The sequence below is a fragment of the Cetobacterium sp. genome (assembly GCF_051658645.1).
Taxonomy (GTDB): Bacteria; Fusobacteriota; Fusobacteriia; order Fusobacteriales; family Fusobacteriaceae; genus Cetobacterium_A.
Window position 1 is genome coordinate 1 of record NZ_JBOFMZ010000062.1, and the last position, 19,768, is coordinate 19,768.

The 19,768-nt window shown below is 28.3% G+C and carries 17 protein-coding genes and 2 riboswitches; of the genes, 15 read left to right on the plus strand and 2 right to left on the minus strand.

Translation table 11 applies throughout. The features are described from left to right. Positions 1-90 precede the first annotated feature (90 nt). Genes ACRCZX_RS07260 through ACRCZX_RS07285 form a run of 6 tightly spaced genes read left to right on the plus strand, consistent with a single transcriptional unit; the run spans position 91 to position 5,496 of the window. Positions 91-921: a DUF58 domain-containing protein gene (locus tag ACRCZX_RS07260; RefSeq protein WP_438582261.1), complete on the plus strand. Its 831-nt coding sequence runs from the start codon at positions 91-93 to the stop codon at positions 919-921. Continuing rightward, entirely contained in the window at positions 918-1,631 is a 714-nt protein-coding gene (locus tag ACRCZX_RS07265; RefSeq protein ID WP_438582262.1) for a hypothetical protein, read from the plus strand. Before ACRCZX_RS07260 ends, ACRCZX_RS07265 begins: the two co-directional genes overlap by 4 nt. Next, a complete protein-coding gene (locus ACRCZX_RS07270; RefSeq protein ID WP_438582263.1) occupies positions 1,624-2,583 on the plus strand; it encodes a VWA domain-containing protein in 960 nt (319 codons plus the stop codon). The genes ACRCZX_RS07265 and ACRCZX_RS07270 overlap by 8 nt, the downstream gene beginning before the upstream one ends. 11 nt (positions 2,584-2,594) lie before the next feature. Continuing rightward, positions 2,595-3,557, plus strand: coding sequence for a vWA domain-containing protein (locus ACRCZX_RS07275; protein ID WP_438582264.1), 963 nt, complete (start codon positions 2,595-2,597; stop codon positions 3,555-3,557). Then, positions 3,550-4,092: a hypothetical protein gene (locus ACRCZX_RS07280; protein WP_438582265.1), complete on the plus strand. Its 543-nt coding sequence runs from the start codon at positions 3,550-3,552 to the stop codon at positions 4,090-4,092. The genes ACRCZX_RS07275 and ACRCZX_RS07280 overlap by 8 nt, the downstream gene beginning before the upstream one ends. Before the next feature lie 6 nt (positions 4,093-4,098). Then, positions 4,099-5,496, plus strand: coding sequence for a BatD family protein (locus tag ACRCZX_RS07285; RefSeq protein ID WP_438582266.1), 1,398 nt, complete (start codon positions 4,099-4,101; stop codon positions 5,494-5,496). Between the two features lie 83 nt (positions 5,497-5,579). Here the strand turns inward: ACRCZX_RS07285 and ACRCZX_RS07290 are convergent, their stop codons facing one another. Then, positions 5,580-5,999 carry a hypothetical protein gene (locus ACRCZX_RS07290; RefSeq protein WP_438582267.1) on the minus strand — a complete coding sequence of 140 codons (420 nt, stop codon included), beginning with the start codon at positions 5,997-5,999 and terminating at the stop codon, positions 5,580-5,582. A 314-nt stretch (positions 6,000-6,313) separates the two neighbouring features. Then, a riboswitch (purine riboswitch) is annotated at positions 6,314-6,411 on the plus strand. Here ACRCZX_RS07290 and ACRCZX_RS07295 point away from each other — a divergent pair. Next, positions 6,404-7,729, plus strand: a complete 1,326-nt coding sequence (locus ACRCZX_RS07295) for an NCS2 family permease (protein WP_438582268.1) — start codon at positions 6,404-6,406, stop codon at positions 7,727-7,729. It overlaps the preceding riboswitch by 8 nt. Positions 7,730-7,765: 36 nt before the next feature. On the opposite strand, the gene ACRCZX_RS07300 is transcribed toward ACRCZX_RS07295, so the two are convergent. Then, on the minus strand, positions 7,766-8,968 hold the full coding sequence (locus tag ACRCZX_RS07300; protein ID WP_438582269.1) for a cation:proton antiporter domain-containing protein: 1,203 nt from the start codon (positions 8,966-8,968) through the stop codon (positions 7,766-7,768). Positions 8,969-9,010: 42 nt separating this feature from the next. Next, a riboswitch (Fluoride riboswitch) is annotated at positions 9,011-9,070 on the minus strand. 221 nt (positions 9,071-9,291) lie between these two features. On the opposite strand from ACRCZX_RS07300, the gene nagE reads away from it, so the two are divergent. The 8 genes from nagE to ACRCZX_RS07340 all read left to right on the plus strand — a co-directional run. Beyond that, entirely contained in the window at positions 9,292-10,746 is a 1,455-nt protein-coding gene (gene nagE, locus ACRCZX_RS07305; protein ID WP_438582270.1) for an N-acetylglucosamine-specific PTS transporter subunit IIBC, read from the plus strand. A 124-nt stretch (positions 10,747-10,870) separates the two neighbouring features. Next, complete coding sequence (locus ACRCZX_RS07310) at positions 10,871-12,046, plus strand: metallophosphoesterase family protein (RefSeq protein ID WP_438582271.1); 1,176 nt, start codon at positions 10,871-10,873, stop codon at positions 12,044-12,046. Then, positions 12,033-15,041 carry an AAA family ATPase gene (locus tag ACRCZX_RS07315; RefSeq protein WP_438582272.1) on the plus strand — a complete coding sequence of 1,003 codons (3,009 nt, stop codon included), beginning with the start codon at positions 12,033-12,035 and terminating at the stop codon, positions 15,039-15,041. Before ACRCZX_RS07310 ends, ACRCZX_RS07315 begins: the two co-directional genes overlap by 14 nt. A 32-nt stretch (positions 15,042-15,073) precedes the next feature. Further along, positions 15,074-15,847 (plus strand): glutamate racemase, encoded by a 774-nt coding sequence (gene murI, locus ACRCZX_RS07320; protein ID WP_438582273.1) that lies wholly within the window; start codon positions 15,074-15,076, stop codon positions 15,845-15,847. A gap of 11 nt (positions 15,848-15,858) precedes the next feature. Beyond that, on the plus strand, positions 15,859-17,337 hold the full coding sequence (locus tag ACRCZX_RS07325; protein ID WP_438582274.1) for an ABC transporter substrate-binding protein: 1,479 nt from the start codon (positions 15,859-15,861) through the stop codon (positions 17,335-17,337). 89 nt (positions 17,338-17,426) lie between these two features. Next, positions 17,427-17,792: a hypothetical protein gene (locus tag ACRCZX_RS07330; protein ID WP_438582275.1), complete on the plus strand. Its 366-nt coding sequence runs from the start codon at positions 17,427-17,429 to the stop codon at positions 17,790-17,792. A gap of 69 nt (positions 17,793-17,861) precedes the next feature. Beyond that, complete coding sequence (locus ACRCZX_RS07335; RefSeq protein ID WP_438582276.1) at positions 17,862-18,638, plus strand: formate/nitrite transporter family protein; 777 nt, start codon at positions 17,862-17,864, stop codon at positions 18,636-18,638. A 269-nt stretch (positions 18,639-18,907) separates the two neighbouring features. Next, positions 18,908-19,768, plus strand: an 861-nt coding sequence (locus ACRCZX_RS07340; protein ID WP_438582277.1) for an aminotransferase class I/II-fold pyridoxal phosphate-dependent enzyme, incomplete at its 3' end; no start/stop codon positions are given.

Genomic DNA, 19,768 nt, shown 5'->3' on the forward strand with positions numbered 1-19,768 from the left:
TTATGAAGCTGAAGCTGAGGATAAAACCGCTGAAAATATAATTGACGATATACTAAGTACAGTTGTTTTACCATAAGGAAGTGATAGAATATGGCTTTAGAAAATAAAATATTAAATAAAAAAGAACTTTTAAAAAGAATAAAAGAAATAGAGATAAAAGCTACTATTTTATCAGATAATATCTTTGCTGGACAATATCAGTCATGTTTAAAAGGAAATGGTATGGAGTTTTCAGAGATTAGAAGATACGCTCCTGGTGATGATGTGAAAAAAATAGATTGGAAAGTAACAGCTAAACAGAGAAAAGCTTATGTAAAAGAGTTTGTTGAAGAAAGAGAGTTATCAGTTTTTATCTTGGTTGATGTTTCAGCTTCAAATAGATTTAAAGATAAGCTAGATTTAATAACAGAGCTTGTAGGAAGTTTGGCTTTTAGTGCTAATAAAAATAGTGACCGAGTTGGAGCATTGTTTTTTTCAGATTTAATAGAAGCAGTTATTCCACTTAAAAAAGGAAAAAAACATACATTATCTATTATAGAGAATCTATTAACTCTCTCTCCAAAAGGAATAAAAACAGATATAGCATCAACTCTTAGATATTTTGGAAAAGTATTTAAAAGACGTTCTGTTATATTTTTAATTTCAGATTTTCTAGATGAAAACTATGAAAAAGATCTTAGAATTCTTTCACAAAGACATGAAGTTATTCAAGTTAGAATAGCTGATAGAAAGTATGAATCTTTACCAAAAGGAGCTATATTTACATTAGAGGACTCGGAAACAGGAGAACAAGTAGTTATTCAAAACTATAGAGGATCTAGTAGCTTTAGTATAAATAATTTAAAAGATGGTATTAACTTATATATAGGAGAAGACTATGTAAAAGAGATATCTAGGTTTTTTAAAAGAGGTCGAAGATGAAAAAAATAAGATTGATATTATTTTTAACATTCGTATTATCAACTTTAACTCTTGCTAAAGATTACTATATAGGTGAAAAAATAGCTCTAGAGTTAAGTGGATCAATATCTGAAGATGAAATTCGTGAAAGTTTGAAAGATTATAAAATTATAGAGTTAAAAAAAGAAAAAAAAGATAAGCTTGCCGTGATTTTTACGACTTATGAAGTTGGAGAAAAAATAGTAATATTCAAAAATAAAAGTTTGAAATTTAATATAGCTTCTACTCTGAAAGATGATGAAAAAGAGATTTATCCTCAATTGTCAGATGAAAAAAATAGATATGTAGAGAAAGATTATCCTTATTCTGCTATATTATCATTTATGATTGGAATTATAGCTATAAGTATTTCGGTTATAATGCATTTAATAGATCGATCTAAAAATCCATATTTGTTATTTAAAAAAGGTATTTCTAAAATTAGTTCAGAAAATTGGAAAGAACTAATTAGTTTAGAGTTGAGAAAATATATAGATAGAAAATATAAAAAGAATTTCTGTGGTGGAGATTACGAAGCAATTCATTCTTTAGATACTACAGACATAGAATTTATAAAATCACTTGATTATCTTAAGTTTTCAAAATCTAAAAATGAAGATTATACCCACTATAAGAAAAAAGCAATAGAGATAGTCGAAAAGCTCAGAAAGGAGAAGATTACGAGTGTTTAATTTTAAAATGCCATATATATTGCTCTTAATTCCAATAATAACTTATCTATTTTTTAGAAAAAAATCTACTGAAGCGATTAAGGTTCCTGGAATACAAGTTATAAAAAAATATTCAAAAATTAATAAAAAACACCTTTTAGGTAAAGTTTTTATATATTTATCAACAGTAGCGTTAATATTAGCTTTAGCTAGACCTCAAACTCAAAGTGAGAGTAAAATTGTAAAAAAAGATGGTATTGATATAGTAATATCATTGGATTTATCAAAATCTATGGAAACACCTGATTTTAATCCAAATAGAATCGAAAAATCAAAAGAGATTTTAGCTCAATTCGTAGATAAAAGACCGAATGATAGATTGTCTTTAGTTGTCTTTGGAGGAGAAGCATATACAAAAGTTCCACTTACATTTGATCATAACGTCTTAAAAAATACAATATCTATTATTACAACTGATGATATAAGTAGTAATAATAGAACAGCAATAGGAATGGGACTAGGTGTTTCTTTAAATAGATTAAAAACATCAAAATCGAAATCAAAAATTGTTATTTTAATGACAGATGGTGAAAACAATTCTGGAGAGATGAGTCCACTTGGTGCTGCAAAAGTAGCGAAAGATTTAGGTATTAAGGTTTATACAATAGGAATAGGAGCTAAAGAGATTCCAGTAGCGGGATTATTTGGCACTAGGTATATAAAGAACAATGAACTTGATGAAAACTTACTTCAGAGAATAGCTGGAGATACAGGTGGAAAATACTTTAGAGCAAGTGATTCAAAAGAGTTTCAAAATATATTTAGTGAAATAGATGAATTAGAAAAAACAGAGATAGACAGTCGTAATATATATGAAGTTCATGAATATTTTGAAGAAATCTTAAAGCTAGCACTTTTATTACTGGTGGTTGGAATATTCTTTCAATACTTTAAATATATAAGAATACCTTAGGAGGGAATAAAGTGGAATTTGGAAATACTAGTAACTTAAAACTGATACTTATCCCCTTATTAATAGCAACGTTATTAGTTCTAGGGGTTAGAAAGCGACAAATTATATTAAAGAGCATTCAATGGAGAACTGATACCCTTCACTCGTCACTATCGGCTTTTTTCATTATACTTGGAACTTTTAGTGTATTTATAGCTTTACTTTCACCACAAAAATTGAAAGAAGAAGAAGCTATAAAAGTTCAAGGCAGTGATGTATATATATTGATGGATATATCAAAATCTATGTTAGCAGAGGATGCTTATCCAAATAGATTAGAAATAAGTAAAAGAGAGTTAAAAGATATTTTAACTAATTTAAAAGGTGACAGAATAGGAATTATTCCGTTTTCAGATAGTGCATATGTTCAAATGCCTTTAACAGATGATTATTTTATGGCAATTAATTATATAGATGCTATAGATAGTAAACTTATATCTGGAGGGGGAACGAAACTATTAGAAGCTTTGAAATTGGCGAATACATCTTTTGAAAAAACAGCAGCAAAAGATAAAAATGTTATTATATTTTCAGATGGTGGAGAAAAAGAACCTGAAGTATCTCAGTTTGTTAAAACGAATAAAATAAAAACCTTTATATTTGGAGTTGGAACTGGAGAGGGAAGTGTTATACGAATAGATAAAGGATTTGTTAAAGACAACGATGGAAATATAGTTGTTTCAAAGTTAAATGATAAGTTTTTAAAAGATTTAGCTCGAGAAAGTGGTGGGAATTACTATTCTTTAAATAATTTAAGCAATAGAAACTATAAAAAATTGATAAATGATATTGGTAAGTTAGATAAAACTTCAGAAAGAGAAGAAAAAAGAAAAGTCTATGAAAAGTACTACCAATACCCGTTAGCATTAGGGTTGTTATTTATTTTAATAGGATATTTCTTGCCGAAGAGAAAGTTGGAGGAAGAATATGTTTAAAAAGTTAGCGTTAATCATATTTGGATGTTCTTTGTTAGTTTACTCTTTTCTTCAGTTTCAAAAGAGTTTTTTAAAAGTCGAAAATGTTGGTTATAATCAATTTATTGCTGGAAATAAATTAGTAAAAGAGAATAAACATGAAGATGCTTTAAAAGAATATTCTGAAGCTATGAATGTAAATGAAGATATTAATATTAAAAAAAATTATGAAATAGCTTTCAAAAAGTTGCAGGAAAAACAAAAGGAAAGCAAAGAAAGTTCAGAAAACAACAAAGATTCAGATGATAAAAACAAAAAAAACGAAGAAAATCAAAATGGTAATAACGAACAAAACGAAAGTGAAAAAAATGAAAATAGCGAAAATAAAGAGTCAAATAATAGTTCTGAAGCTGGAGAAAGTGATAAAGAGAAACAAAAGGAAGATGAGTTAAAAAGTATAATGCAACGTCTTGAAAGTAATGAAAAAAAAGCTTTTAAAAACAATGAAAAAATGTTAAATAATAGTGAAAATAAAGATAGCGAGAATAGGTGGTAAAAGGAAATGAATAAAACTAGTTTATTTTTTATTATGTTGTTACTTTGTAAATTAAGTTTTTCAGAATTAATCATAAATGTATCAAATTTAACACCAACTAAAAACGATGTTGTTTCTTTAGAAGTTGTATTTTTGGATTCAGACAAAGATAAATACAGTATAGAAGGTATTGATAAATTTGAAGTTTTATCTAAAGGATCAAACAATAGTTATAAAATTATAAACGGAAGTAAAAGTTCGAGTAAAAGTGATATTTATAATATAAGACCGAAAGAAGAGGGAGAGATTACCTTAAAGGTTGTTACAGATTCAGGAGATACGAAGAGTATCAATCTAAATGTGAAGTCTATTGAATCTATGAATGAGACTTTAAATCAAAAATTTATATTAAAAGAAACGACTTTAAAAAAGAGCTACTATTTTGGTGAAAAAATACCATATGAAGAGTATTTTATAAGTGGGGTTAGATTAAATTCGTTTTCTTTAGCTAAATCTCCTAATTTTAGAGAGTTTTCAAGTAAAGATATAACACCTTATAATAACAATACTTATATACAAAATTCAGTTCAGTTCAATGGAAAACAAGCTATTCAGCTGACTCTTTTCAAAGGTATTTTACAGGCAAATAGTAGTGGAAATAAAAGTATTTCTGCTAGTACAGTTAAAGTTGGAGAGCCTTCAAGAGATTTCTTTAGTGAAACTGTATCTTATGTAGGTGGAGAAAATACAGATATAGAAATAAAAGCATTACCATTAGATTCTCCTAGAAATTTCAAAGATATTGTTGGTAGTTTAAATTTTTTAGAAAATTGGAAAGGAAAAGATGTTAGAGTTGGAGAAGCTATAACTTTGACTTTAACGCTACATGGAAGTGGAAACTTAGCTTTATTAGATAGTATTTCATTTCCACAGAATGATGACTTTAATATATTTCAAAGTGTTAAAAGCTACAAAGAAAGTATAGTGGATGGTAAATATTTCAATGAAAAAGTTTATGAACTAGCGTTTATACCTAAAAAAACAGAGGTTAATAAAACGCCAAAAATATCGATACCATATTTCAATACAGAAACTGAAAGTTATGAATATTTTGAAGTTCCATCAAGAGAGATTTCTGTTCAAGCAAGCAAATTAAGTTCAAGTGTTGAAACAAACGACAATAGTCCTATACAAGAAAATATAGAAAAAAATATAAAAGCAGATATTTTAGATTTGAAAACCGAGAAAAAAATTGATGAAATTAAAGAAATAGATATTAAAGTTTTAGAAATAGTGAAAGTAAAACCTAAAAATATCTACAAACTCTTATTTTTAATTTTATTACCTGTAACATGTTTAATCGCGATATCTTTGATTACCCTTATTATTAATTCTAAAAACAAAAAAAATGTTAAAAAAAGATAAATTACAACCTGTTAAAAATAATTTTTATTTTTATAATAAAAAACTCTGAGATTAGCTGACCAGTCTCAGAGTTTTTTTCTAATTTAGAAAGATTTCTTTTTTTTCATGAATTTTTGGAAATGACCTGTTCCTGCATCTTTGTTTGTACCTAACCAGCTATCTTTTCCTAGTTTTTTTGAATCGGTCTTTTTTTCGAATTTTACTACTGTGAAGTGTTTAGGATATTTAGAGAAAATATTTTCTTGAACTTTATCAAAATCAGTTCCATCTCCAATTATAAACTCTTCATAAACCTCATCATCTTCATCAACATATATAGTAACTTCTAACATATCGTTCTTCTTAGTTGCGATAGATCCAAAATCCTTTATGTTAGTTATTACGAACTCATCAGCTTCATCATCAACTTTGTTTAAAATTACCAACTCACCTTTTAATTCCTTAGCTAATTTTAAATACCCCTCTAAAACATCAACCAGCATATTTCTTGTTACATTATACATACTAAACCTCCTTAAAATAAATAACTTATAGAGTATTATCTCATATTTTTCATAAAGATACAACATCTATAAAATTAATACAAAACGCCACTATTATTAGTTAACTAATAATTACTCTAAAGTTAAAAAGATGCATATAACTTTCATTATATTTAGTTTTATAAGATGAAAAATACTCTGATAATAATTATCTTTAGACACCTATAATTTATTATTTTAACGTATTATAAAAACATAAGCTTAGTTTTGCTTTTTATTTTTAATATATAACGAAAATAAATAAATGTTGACTTCGATTGTGAAATATAGTACAATATTCTGTATTTTTAGTAACTGATATAATCCTACAATAAGGGTAGGAGTTTCTACAAGCCGCCGTAAAAGGCTTATTATTAGGAGGAAGAATGAAAAACATTAAAAAGAATAATAGTGTGCTAAGTGCTATTGATTCTTATTTTAAACTTGGCGAATATAACACTACAGTATCAACAGAAATTACCGCTGGAATTACAACTTTTATGACTATGGCATACATACTAATTGTTCAGCCAATGTTTATGGGAGCAGCAGGAATGGATGTAAAAGCAGTAACTATTGTAACAGCACTATTATCTGCAACCTTTTCAATTGTAATGGGACTATATACAAATAGACCTTTTGCTATGGCTCCAGCTATGGGAGGAAATGCATTTTTTGCTTATACATTAGTTGCAGGTGGTTTAGTTAGTTGGCAAGTTGCTATGGGAATGGTTTTCTTGTCTGGAATAGTATTTTTACTACTAACAGTTTTAGGTTTAAGAGGACTTATAGTTGAAGCTATCCCTAAAAATTTAAAATTTGCAATTGGAGTAGCTGTTGGATTTTTTATAGCTATGGTAGGATTTAAAAATGGTCAGATAATGACAATTGAAAATGGAACAATCTCTATGGGAGATATAAGTAATCCAAATACCATACTTTCTTTAATCGGTCTTTTTATTACAATTGCTCTTGTTTTAAACAAAGTAAGAGGTGGAGTTTTAATTGGAATAGTTATTACAACTTTAATTGGTATTCCAATGGGAATAACTCAAATCCCAGAAAGTTTCTTTTCAATGCCACCATCAATTTCAAGTATTGCTTTTAAATTAGATATAATGGGAGCTTTGAAATTTGCATTTTTACCTTTAATATTCACATTTTTCGTAGGTGATTTTTTCTGTACGCTAGGAACTCTTTTAGGAGTTTCAGCTCAAGCAGGACTGCTAGATGAAAATGGAAATCTACCAGAAGTAGACAAACCATTTTTAGTAGATTCAATAGCTACAATAGTTGGAGCGCTATTCGGTTCAACAACTATAACTACATTCTTAGAATCTGCTGCAGGAGTAGAGGTTGGAGGAAGAACAGGTTTAACTGCTATTTCAACTGGAATATGTTTTATATTTACTATATTTTTAACACCTATAGTTTATATAATTCCATCAGCAGCTACAGCACCAGCTTTAATCTTTATAGGGATTTTAATGATGACTAGCATGAAGTTTATTGATATGGATGATATGACTGAATTTGTTCCAGCAGCAATAACTATTATGTTTACTGTTTTCACAGATAATATGGCTTCTGGTATGAGTATGGGAATTATATCTCATGTTGTCATTAAACTATTAACAGGAAGATATAGAGAGTTAAATATACCTATATTGGTTTTAACACTGCCACTTATTGGGTATTTTATATTCTTATAAAATTAGATAGATAAAAAAACTGAAGATTTACGGTCTTCAGTTTTTTTCTAATAATTTTTTATAACTTAAATCTACTCCGATTGCACCTAATGGCGCTGTAATTAAAACACTTAAAATTGCAATTGCTTGCATTACTTCTCCGCCAATAACACCCATTTGTAAGGGAATTCCTGCTTTTGCCGATTGTACAGTTGCTTTTGGTAAATATGCTATTACACAGAACAATCTTTCTTTATATGTTAAATTGGTTCCTATTAACGAAATTAAAACTCCAACTGATCTTACAGAAAGTGAAAATAATAACATCACAAATCCAACAAAGAAATATCCACCAACTAAGATTGGATTAATTGCCATTCCTACAAAGGTAAATAAATATATCTTTCCATATTTCCAAATCGAATTCATACCACCGTGAATCTCTTTATATCCCTCTCCTAAATAAAAACGAATAAAGAATCCAAAAGACATAATTGATAGTAAAGAATTAAATACTTCATAGTGATATTTTTTCTCTATAAATCTTAACGATAAACAAATTATAAATGTTATTATCAATTTTATTTTCGAGTTTTTTATTTTTAAATATGTTGATTTTCCTACAAAAGCAACAACCCAACCAAAGAATAAACTAGCTACTATTGAAACAGGAATTATTAAAAGTTGACTTTTTATACTAAAAGCTGTTCCATTCAATTTTTGAAAATATATTGCTAAAAATGTAGTAAAAAGTGTTATTGCTATAGTGTCATCAGCTGATGCTCCAACTAAAAGCATTTGAGGAATAGATTTTTTTTGACCTATATTTTTTTCTATAAGATTAACCATAGCGGGTATTAAAACAGCAGGGCTAACAGCTGCTATTATAAATCCTAAAATTGCACCTTGTACAAAAGTAAATCCTAAAAATAAAGTTGAAAGATAAGCTATTGTAAATCCCTCTAAAGTTGCAGGAATAATACTTAAAAATATTGCTGGGCGTCCTATTTTTTTTATTTGATCTGCTCCAATTCCGAGTCCGCCGATAAATAAAACCTGTACCAATGCAATATCTTTTAGAATTGGTGCAAGTTTCAATACAGAATCGGGAGTTTTGTCAAAACAATATGGACCAATAAGTAAGCCAGCTAACATCATTCCTATTAGTGATGGTATTCTAAATTTTTCAACAATTTTACCTAAAAGATTAGAATATACGGCTAATCCAATAAAAAATAACAATGTAATAAAGTAAATCATAAAATCCTCCTTTTAATTAACAAAAAAAAAGACTCCTACCCATAAAGAGTAGGAGTCATTAGCTTTACGCATTTAATGGCGAACTCCATCGCCCATTTAATTCTTTTATTTATTATATCACACTTTAGTTTTTTTTTCAATTTTTTTTATTAATTGAATTTAAATTTTTCGACTTTAAATTCAACTGAGTTAAACTTAGTTAATTATGTGTAAAATATAATAACTTTGTTCTATAAAAATATGAATTATACTTGACATAATAATTCTTTTAGTATAAAATTAAATAGAATTAAAAAATCATTTAAAAATTTTAGGAGGTCTTTATGTTTGGTTATTTACAAAAAATAGGTAAAGCATTGATGGTTCCAGTTGCAGTATTACCTGCAGCAGCAATTTTATTAGGTTTAGGATATTTTATTGATCCGACTGGTTGGGGTGGGAACAGTGCTCTAGCTGCTTTCTTAATAAAATCAGGAGCAGCTATAATAGATAAGATGCCATTACTATTCGCTGTGGGAGTTGCATTCGGAATGTCTAAGGACAAAAACGGATCTGCTGCTTTAACTGGTTTAGTTGGTTACTTGGTAATTACAACTCTTTTATCTCCATCTGCAGTAGGACAAATCATGAAAATTGAAAATGTTCCAGCTGGATTCAGTAAAATAGACAACCAATTTATTGGTATCTTAGTTGGAGTTATTTCATCAGCACTGTACAATAAGTTTAGTGAAGTTGAACTACCAAAAGCTCTTTCTTTCTTTAGTGGAAAAAGATTGGTTCCAATTATAACTTCGTTTGTAATGATACTAGTATCATTTATTCTAATGTACATCTGGCCAGCAATCTATGATGGTCTTGTAAGTTTCGGAGGAGTAATCAGTCAAATGGGAGCTGTTGGAGCTGGAATTTATGGATTCTTAAACAGATTACTTATCCCTATTGGATTACACCACGCTTTAAACTCTGTATTCTGGTTTGACGTTGCAGGTATAAACGATATACCTAACTTCTTAGGTGGAGCACAGTCTCTTGCTAATGGAACTGCAATTAAAGGTGTTACAGGAATGTATCAAGCTGGATTCTTCCCAATAATGATGTTTGGACTTTTAGGAGCTTGTTTTGCCTTTATTAAAACAGCTAAACCTGAAAATAAAGATAAAGTTAAATCAATTATGATTGCTGCTGGTTTTGCAAGTTTCTTAACAGGAGTAACTGAACCTTTAGAGTTTTCATTTATGTTCTTAGCACCAGGACTATATTTAGTTCACTGTATCTTAACTGGTATATCTTTATTCCTTGCAGCTTCTCTACATTGGATAGCTGGATTCGGATTCTCAGCAGGTCTAATAGATATGTTGTTATCTTCTAGAAATCCATTAGCTGTTAAGTGGTATATGTTATTAATTCAAGGTGCTGGATTCTTTGTAGTTTACTATTTAGTATTTGTATTTGTTATAACTAAATTTAACTTAAAAACTCCTGGAAGAGAGGATGAAGAGCCTGAGGATGGTATTAAAATATCAAAACCTACTTCTAATGATGAAATGGCAGAAAGACTACTACCTCTTTTAGGTGGAAAAGATAACATTGTTATAGTTGATAATTGTATAACTAGATTAAGACTAGAAGTTAAAGATAACTCTTTAGTTCAAGATTCTGAAATCAAAAAATTAGGAATTGCAGGAGTTTTAAAACCTGGAAAAACTTCAGCACAAGTTATTGTAGGAACTCAGGTTGAGTTTGTTGCAAACGCTTTAAAAAGATTAACAGGAAAATAATTTTTAACGAGTAAAAAGAGTTGAGAGAGATTTCAACTCTTTTTTTCTTTTTTTGAAGTTTGAATTTAACCGCATTAAATGGTAAACTATAAAGGTAAATAGACGTTTGAGGAGGGGGATAATTTTGAAAATACTTCACACTTCTGATTGGCACTTGGGAAAAAAATTAGAAGGCCAATCAAGAATATTAGAACAAAAATTATTTATTGACGATTTAGAAAGAATAGTAATTAAAGAAGATATAGATTTGATACTATTAGCTGGTGATGTATATGACACATATAATCCTTCAGCATCAGCAGAAAAACTATTTTTTGATAGTATAAAACAACTTTCTTCAAATGGAAAAGTTGGAATTGTCATAATTCCTGGAAATCATGATAACCCTGCACGTTTAAATGCGGTTGCTCATTTAGCTAAAGATTACGGTGTTATTATATATTCAAAAGCTTTTGAAAAGATAAATATAGGAAAATATGGCTCTTTAAATATATATAAATCTGTTGAAGGTGGAATATTTATAGAAAAAGATTCTAAAAAAATATATCTATATAATCTTCCATTTCCAAGTGAAGTTACTTTAAACGAAACTTTTGAAAATATAAAGTTTAATGTTCGAATTAAAGAGATTTTGGAAGATGGAATGAATCTAAATGACGAAGAGATTCCATCTTTATTAATGACGCATATATATGTAGCTGGCGCTATGGGAGAGGGAGAAGTCGCTCTGGAACTTGGAGGTTCAAAAGCTATTTCAGTAGATGATCTTCCAGATGCAGATTATATAGCTCTAGGTCATGTACATAAACCTATGCATTTTAAAAGCAAAAATGCACGTTATTGTGGTTCACCTATTGAATATAGGGTAACTGAAAATAAATTTGAAAAAAAAGTTTTTGTAGCGAGTTTAAATATCTCTGAAACCGTTGTTAAAGAGATTAGTATTAAGAACTATAAACCAATACGAGAATACACTGCGAACTCTCCTAATGAAGCTATAGAGATGTCTAAAGAGCTATCATCTATAGATGAGTGGATTTATTTATATATAAAATTAGAATCACCTCTTCAAAATTCAGAAATCAGAAAAATAAAAAAAAATAAAAACATTTTAGAAATAATTCCAATTTTTAATATAAACGAGAAAGAAAATGAAGTTACGGTTTATAACGAACTAAACTTAGAATCAGCTTTTATACAATTTTTTAAAGAAGAAAGTGATGGATTAACTCCAAATGATAATATTACGAAACTATTTCTAGATCTTTTAGAGGAGGGGGAGAATAATGAGACCAATTAAGCTAGAGATAACTGGATTGCAAAGTTTCTCAAAAAAACAAATCATCAATTTTGATGAACTTACTTCTATGGGACTTTTTGGAATTTTTGGAGAAACTGGAAGTGGTAAATCAACAATTTTAGATGCTATGATATTCTCTATCTTTGACCAAATACCGAGAACTATGGGAAATAGCGGTAAAAATATACGTTCGTCTTTAAATGGAGATAGCAATGTTTTAGAGGTATATTTTAAGTTTTCTCTAGGCGAGGATATATTTGAGATAACTAGAGTTTACAAGAAAAAGTATAATCGAAAAGGAGAAGAAAAGTTTGAACAATCTAATCCAATTATGATTAAAAATAAAGATGTAATCGCTGATACTGTTAAAAATGTAGAAGCTAAAGTAAAAGAGTATTTTGGGATTGGAATCAATGATTTTACAAGATCAGTTGTACTACCTCAAGGTAAATTTAGTGAATTTTTAAAGTTAAAAGGTGCTGAAAAAATGACTATGTTGGAAAACATATTTGATTTAGATAAATATGGTACTAAGATGTCAGATAAGATAAGTTCAAAATTATCAGTTTTAAAAGAAAAGATAGCTTCTTTAGAAAATCAAATAAAAGGAAAAGGTGACTTTTCACCAGAACTTATGAGAACTCTAGAAGGTGAATTAAAGTCAAAAACAACTGAACACGACTCTTTAGTTATAGAAAAGATGAAAGTTGAAAGTGATTTTTCAGAGATGAACAGTATAAAATCTTTTTCTGAAAAATTAGATTTTTATAACTCAGAGCTGTTTAGGTTAGAAAAAACAAAAAATGAAATTGACGTTTATTCTGAAAAAATTAAGAAACACGAACTAGCTAATTCTTTTAAAATTATCATTGATGAAATAAAGATTTTAGAAAATAGTATTGAGGTTATTCAAAATGAAATATTAGCTTCTGAAACTATTTTAGCAGAATATAACTCTAGCTTAAATAGTTTTAAAAATGAAGAGATTCAAAAACAAGAAAATTTAGATTCTCTTCATTCGGTATTAAAATCTTTAATTATAGACTATAACGAATTAGAAAATCTTCGTAAATGTGAAGGATATCTTAATACTTTAGAATTAAAAAAGAATCTCTTAAACGAAGCTATAAATAATTTTGAAGTAGAGAATTATGATTGTAAGCTTTTAAAAGACAACCTTCAAATGAATATAAACGATCTTTCAGTTTTTAAAAATGAATTAGAAGATCTTGGTGAAATAGATTGTATAACTACAAGTAATTTAGAAAATGAAATAAGTATTTTAAAAAGCAGCATATCAGTTCTTCAAAACAAATTTTCTCAAAAAATATCTTATGAAAAAAGTTTAGAAAGCTATAAACTAGAGACTGTAACTTTATTAAAAAATTTAGATGATATCCTTCAAGAATCTGCTAAGCTTGAAGTTAAAAATTTAGGAAATAAAGCTTTTGAACTTTCTAAAACTTTAATCCACGGAGAAAATTGCCCTGTCTGCGGCTCTAAAGAGCATCCAAAACGAGCTCAAAATAGTGAAGACGTTGATTTTAAATTATTAGACAACCTCTTAAAATCCGAAGAAAATATTAGAAAAAATTTATTGGAGTTAAGTATTAAAACAAAACATTCAAATGAAAAACTCTTAGAGTTTAAAGATTTAGAAAGCGTTGAAGTTTTAGAAAAAAATCTAGCTTTAAAAGAAAAAAATCTTATTTTTTTGAAAGATGCAGAGAAAAACTTTAATTTAAAAGTTGGTGAGATCAACACTAAGATCGTAACCTTAGAATCTACAATATCGAATATTAATAGCAATATATTACAAAAAGAAAAACTAGTAGAGCTTAATATGGATAAAATTGAAACTTATAAAAAAGAAATAGAAATAGAGAGCGAAAAAATATCACTATTAAATTTAGAAAATACATCTCTGGATTGTGTAGTTAAAAGAAAAATACATTTAGATACTTTAGATAAAGAATACAGAAAAACAATGCTAAGTTTGAACTCTTTTGAAATTGAATTAAGAAGTGTTAAAGATAAAATTTTAGAATTTTCTACTAAAGTTGGAGAAATTACTTTGAACCTAGCTCGTAAATATGAGAATATGAAAAATTCAAAAAACGATTTTGATACTAAAACTAAATCTTTAAAAACAAACTCAGTTAAAACAGGGTTTTTATCAAACCTAGATATTTTGAATAGCATCTTAGAATTTAAATTACTTCAAAATATGAAAATTGCAATAGAAAATTATGAAAACGATTTTATAAAATACACTCATTTTAAAAATGAAATTTTAATCTCTTTAGATGGAAAAGTATTTGAAGAAAAAAAATGGTCATCTTTAAATTTTGAACTTCAAAACTTAAAGATGAAAAATGAAATTTTAGTAAAAGAGATTACAGAGACTTCAAGTTACTTAGAGCGGATTCAAAAATTAGCATATGAAGCTCAAGACTTATTAGTTCAAATTGATTCTTTAGTGCTAAAAGAAGATGACTTATTACTTTTACAAAAGAAATTTAAAGGTAGAAAGTTTGTTAGTTTTTTAGCTCGAAAAAGACTTGATTATATAGCGTACGAAGCTTCAAAAAGATTAAAAAAAATAACAAGAGGTAGATATTTATTACAAGTTAATAAAGACTGTGATTTCAATATAGTTGATGTATTTAACAACAACCATATTCGTGATTCTGCTACTCTTTCTGGTGGAGAAACATTTATAGTTTCACTTGTTTTAGCGCTCGCATTATCAAGTCAGTTACAACTAAAAGGCAATATACAGCTAGAATTTTTCTTTTTAGATGAAGGATTTGGAACGCTAGACAGCACTCTTTTAGATAGAGTTATAGAAATTTTAGAAGAGATAAGATGGAAAGAAAAAATGAAAATTGGTATTATAAGTCATGTCGAGGATTTAAAAATAAGAATACCTAGAAGATTAGAAGTTTCTCCTGCTATTCCTGGAGAAACAGGGAGTATAATAAAATTAATATAATAGAATTAATTAAATATGAAAGTGAGGTTTTAATGAGAAAAATTGGGATATTTGATTCTGGAGTTGGTGGGGTTTCAGTCTTAAAAGAGATATTAAAGGTTTTACCTTTTCATAATATTGTCTATTTTGGCGATAACTTAAACGCTCCTTATGGCGATAGAGAAATTGAAGAGATTCGTTCTTTATGCTTAAAAGTTTCAGACTTCTTAGTCTATAAAGAAAAAGTAGATGTTCTTGTTATCGCTTGCAATACAGCTACAGCGGCGAGTCTTCATTTAATGAAAGAAAAATATAGCATTCCTATTATAGGTGTAGTAGAAAATGGTATAAAAGATGGATTGAAAATGAGCGAAAATAAAAAAATTGGTGTACTTGCAACTCCTGCAACAATAAAAATGGATGTCTATAGAAAAACTGGAATGAAGTTAGATTCATCAGCGGTAATATATGGTGTTGGATGTTCGCTTTTAGCTAGGAAAATTGAAAAAGGATGGATAGATAGTATTGAAAACGATAATATTGTAAAAGAGTATTTAGATTTACTTCCAACGACTATCGATACTCTTATTTTAGGATGTACTCACTATCCTTTTATTAAAAAAAATATTCAAAAATATTTTAAAGGTACAATTGTAGACCCTGCTATAGAAACAGCAAAATTTTTGAAAAATGAAATTGGAGTTGGTGTTTCTTCTCAAAAACCATTTTTAAAGTTTTATACAAGTGGAGATACAGAAGGATTTAAAAAAATCGCTCAAGATTTTTTAGAAAAAGAGATTTTATCAATCCAGAAAATTATTTTATAGGAGTTGTTTAAATGATGAAGAGAATTTCAATGCTGTTATTATTTATCTTTATCTTTAGTGCTAATTTGTTTTCAGCAGTTATGAATGTTGTTCAAGAAGGAGACCCAAAAAGTCTTGATCCTCATTTTGCGAATGATGGATTCTCTTTAAGAATAAATCGATTGTTATACTCTAGATTACTAGAGAAAAATGCTAATATGGAAACTGTTCCTGGTTTGGTAAAATCATTCGATTTTATAGATAATAAGACTATCAATTTTGTTTTAAAAGATAATATTTATTTTCAAGATAACACAAAACTTAGATCTGAAGATGTACAATTTTCATTTCAAAGAATGAAAAAATCACAGAGAATAGCTGGAATATTACCACCAATCAAAGAGATAGTTATAAAAGATGATTATAACTTTACAATGATTTTAGAGAAACCTTTTTCAGCGATATTAGACCAACTGACACATCCTGCGTTAAGTATTGTAAGTAAAAATTATTTAGAAAAAAATCCAGCAGCTTTAGTTCAAAACCCTATGGGTTCTGGTAAATATATTTTGAAAAAATGGATTCTTGGAGAAAAAATAGTTTTAGAACGATTTGAAAACTACTTTGATTTAAAACCATCTTATGAAAAGATAAATATAAAGACAATTCCTTTAGCTAGTAATAGAACTATAGCTTTAGAAACAGGTGAAGCTGATTTAGCTTTTTCACTTTCACCTCAAGATAAGACAATTATAGATAATCATAAAAATCTAAAATTTTTATCTAAACCATCTTACTCATACACATATATGGGATTAAATATGAAGTCTGAAATATTTCAAAACAAAGATATTAGGAGAGGGATAAATCTTGCTATTGATAAAGAAGCACTTTTAGATGCTGTTTTAAATGGCGATGGAGTTATTGCAAATTCTCCAGTCCCAGAAGGTGTTTTTGGACATAATAAAAATACTAGAAATTTAAAATATGATAAGAAAAAGGCAATTGAACTCTTGAAAAACATAAAAGGTAGTAATCTTACTTTAGCTGTTATGAATAACAATACTGATTTACAAACAGCTGAAATTATAGCTGGATTTTTAACAGATGTTGGGTTGAATATCTCTATATCTATATTAGAACCGAGCGTTTACTGGCTTAAAACTAATAATGGTGAATTCAATATGTTCATTGGTTCATGGGGAAGTGTTACTGGTGATTCTGATTATGCGCTTTATCCAACACATCATTCAAGTACTTTTGGTGGAGCTGGAAATAGAACTTTCTTTAGTGATGAAAAAGTTGATAAACTTTTAGAAGATGCTCGAAGCACTTTAGATAAAGTCGAAAGACAAGCTATCTATTCTGAGATACAAGAGATTATTGTAAACAGAAATAGTGAAGTTATGCTTTATTATAGAAATTTAAACGGTGGTATAAACAACAAAATAGAAAATTTTAAGATGTATCCTATTCCTATTCATGACTATTCTTCTGGAACTATTAATTAAACTAATAGTTTTAATTAAAGGAAAACATTTGACTTATTCGTAAATATAGGGTAATTAATAGAATAATTAAAATGATAGGAGCTGATACCATGATTATAGCTTATGAAAAACTAACTAACTCTTATAGAAATATTGTAAAAGACAATCTTTCTCATATTGGAGAGGGACTTATTTTAGATAGAGAGAATAATGTTCTTCATAGATTCGAAAATCTTGCAGATATTACTTTAGATATTTTAAAAAAGATTGGAAAATTAAAAGAAGAGATTGTAATTGTTTATCCTTGTAACTTAAGAGATAGTAAAACTACTTTAGATGTTTGTGTAGAGTCATATGTTGTTAGACATTATAATTTAGAAACAATATGTGATACTATTCATGGATGCGAATTAGTTAAAAGAAATATTAAATTGTTATGGAATATTGATTTAAGAAACTGTAAGGTTTTCTTTTAATCGAAAAAAAATCTTTTTATTTCGGTTTCGTGTAGAATGCTAGTATACTATTTAATTTAGGAGGGTTTTATGTTTTGGGAAACAATTGAAAAAGTTGCAAATGCAGGAGCTGCTAAAAGTAACTTTTTAAAGAAAAGTTTTGGTAAGTATTTTGTACTTTCAACTTTTGCAGGATTCTTTGTGGGATTAGGAATATTACTAATTTTCTCTATTGGTGGATTGGCGGCACCAGTTATTGGACCATTAGGTGCTCGAACACTTATGGGAGCTTATTTTGGAGTTGCACTTAGTTTAGTTATTATGTGTGGAAGTGAACTTTTTACTGGAAATAACTTTGTTATGACTATATCAACATTAGCGAAAGCAACAACATGGGCTGATACATTTAAGGTTTGGTTTGTATGTTTCTTTGGTAATTTATTTGGCTCTGTTTTGTGTGGATATTTATTTTCTTTAACTAACTTAACAGTTCATTTTGTACCTGGAGCCCAAAGTGTTGGAAAGTTTATGGGAACTATTGCTACATTAAAAGCTACAGCACCGTTCTGGGATCTATTTTTCAGGGGAGTTCTTTGTAATATTTTAGTATGTTTAGCTGTTTGGGCTTCAATAAAGATGACTTCTGAATCTGGAAAATTAATTATGATTTGGTGGTGTTTATTTGCTTTTATAACAATCGGATTAGAGCACAGTGTGGCAAATATGACAATCTTCTCTGCACTTATGTTTAAAGATCCTAGTTTTTTAAGTGGAATGATTACTAATTTAATTCCAGTAACTCTTGGAAATATAGTTGGTGGAGCGGGATTAGGAGCAGCATATTTTTATGTATCGAAAAAAGACTAATTATAAATAAATACGTCTAGAGGTAAAGATTTTCTTTACCTCTTTTTTGTTGCTGAAAACCTCAGCTTTTTTCCATTATTCTATTTTTTATAGGTCTTATTATAAAAAAAATTGAACTTTATATAAACAAATTAGTACAATAAGTATTTAAAATATTCTTTTAATAGTAATTTAAGCACATTTTTTTATTAAAAATTTGACTTTCTTACAATAATGTTATATATAATATTATTGTAAGTCATAAAACTAAATTTTAACGAGGTAAGAATATGAATGATAATACTAAAAAAGGATTTGGAACTAATTCTATTCATGGTGGAAGCAAAAAAAATCCATTTGGAACTTTAGCAACTCCCATTTATCAAACATCAACTTTTATATTTGATTCAGCTGAACAAGGCGGAAGAAGATTTGCATTAGAAGAAGATGGCTATATTTATTCAAGACTTTCAAATCCAACTCTAGCTGTTGCTGAAGAAAAGTTAGCAATTTTAGAAGAGGGAGAAGCAGCACTAGCAACAGCATCTGGTATGGGAGCAATCGCTTCAACTATGTGGACTGTTTTAAAAGCTGGAGATCATGTTATATCTGATAAAACTCTTTATGGATGTACTTTTGCTCTTATGAGCCATGGACTTACAAGATTTGGAATTGAAGTTGAATTTATTGATACTTCTGATCTTGAAGCAGTAAAAAAAGCTATGAAACCTAACACAAGAGTTATTTATTTAGAAACACCAGCTAATCCTAATTTAAAGATTATAGATATTAAAAAAGTAGCTCAAATAGCTCATACAAATAAAAATACATTGGTAGTTGTTGATAATACTTTTGCAACGCCTTATTGTCAACAACCTCTTACTTTAGGAGCTGATATTGTTGTTCACTCTGCTACAAAATATTTAAATGGTCATGGAGATGTTATCGCAGGATTTGTAGTAGGTTCAAAAAATTTAGTGACTCAAATTAGACTTGTTGGAGTTAAAGATATGACTGGAGCTGTATTAAGTCCAACTGATGCTTTTTATATAATAAGAGGAATGAAAACTTTAGAAATTAGAATGGAAAGACATTGTTCAAATGCTAAATTAGTCGCTCAATTTTTAAATAATCATCCGAAAGTTACAACT

Excerpts from the sequence above, each read along its gene's own strand:
- ACRCZX_RS07285 (WP_438582266.1), top strand. The coding sequence starts at position 4,099 with ATGAATAAAACTAGTTTATTTTTTATTATGTTGTTACTTTGTAAATTA.
- ACRCZX_RS07280 (WP_438582265.1), top strand. The coding sequence starts at position 3,550 with ATGTTTAAAAAGTTAGCGTTAATCATATTTGGATGTTCTTTGTTAGTT.
- ACRCZX_RS07265 (WP_438582262.1), top strand. The coding sequence starts at position 918 with ATGAAAAAAATAAGATTGATATTATTTTTAACATTCGTATTATCAACT.
- nagE (WP_438582270.1), top strand. The coding sequence starts at position 9,292 with ATGTTTGGTTATTTACAAAAAATAGGTAAAGCATTGATGGTTCCAGTT.
- ACRCZX_RS07315 (WP_438582272.1), top strand. The coding sequence starts at position 12,033 with ATGAGACCAATTAAGCTAGAGATAACTGGATTGCAAAGTTTCTCAAAA.
- ACRCZX_RS07330 (WP_438582275.1), top strand. The coding sequence starts at position 17,427 with ATGATTATAGCTTATGAAAAACTAACTAACTCTTATAGAAATATTGTA.
- ACRCZX_RS07325 (WP_438582274.1), top strand. The coding sequence starts at position 15,859 with ATGATGAAGAGAATTTCAATGCTGTTATTATTTATCTTTATCTTTAGT.
- ACRCZX_RS07335 (WP_438582276.1), top strand. The coding sequence starts at position 17,862 with ATGTTTTGGGAAACAATTGAAAAAGTTGCAAATGCAGGAGCTGCTAAA.
- ACRCZX_RS07295 (WP_438582268.1), top strand. The coding sequence starts at position 6,404 with ATGAAAAACATTAAAAAGAATAATAGTGTGCTAAGTGCTATTGATTCT.
- ACRCZX_RS07260 (WP_438582261.1), top strand. The coding sequence starts at position 91 with ATGGCTTTAGAAAATAAAATATTAAATAAAAAAGAACTTTTAAAAAGA.
- ACRCZX_RS07290 (WP_438582267.1), bottom strand. The coding sequence starts at position 5,999 with ATGTATAATGTAACAAGAAATATGCTGGTTGATGTTTTAGAGGGGTAT.
- murI (WP_438582273.1), top strand. The coding sequence starts at position 15,074 with ATGAGAAAAATTGGGATATTTGATTCTGGAGTTGGTGGGGTTTCAGTC.
- ACRCZX_RS07300 (WP_438582269.1), bottom strand. The coding sequence starts at position 8,968 with ATGATTTACTTTATTACATTGTTATTTTTTATTGGATTAGCCGTATAT.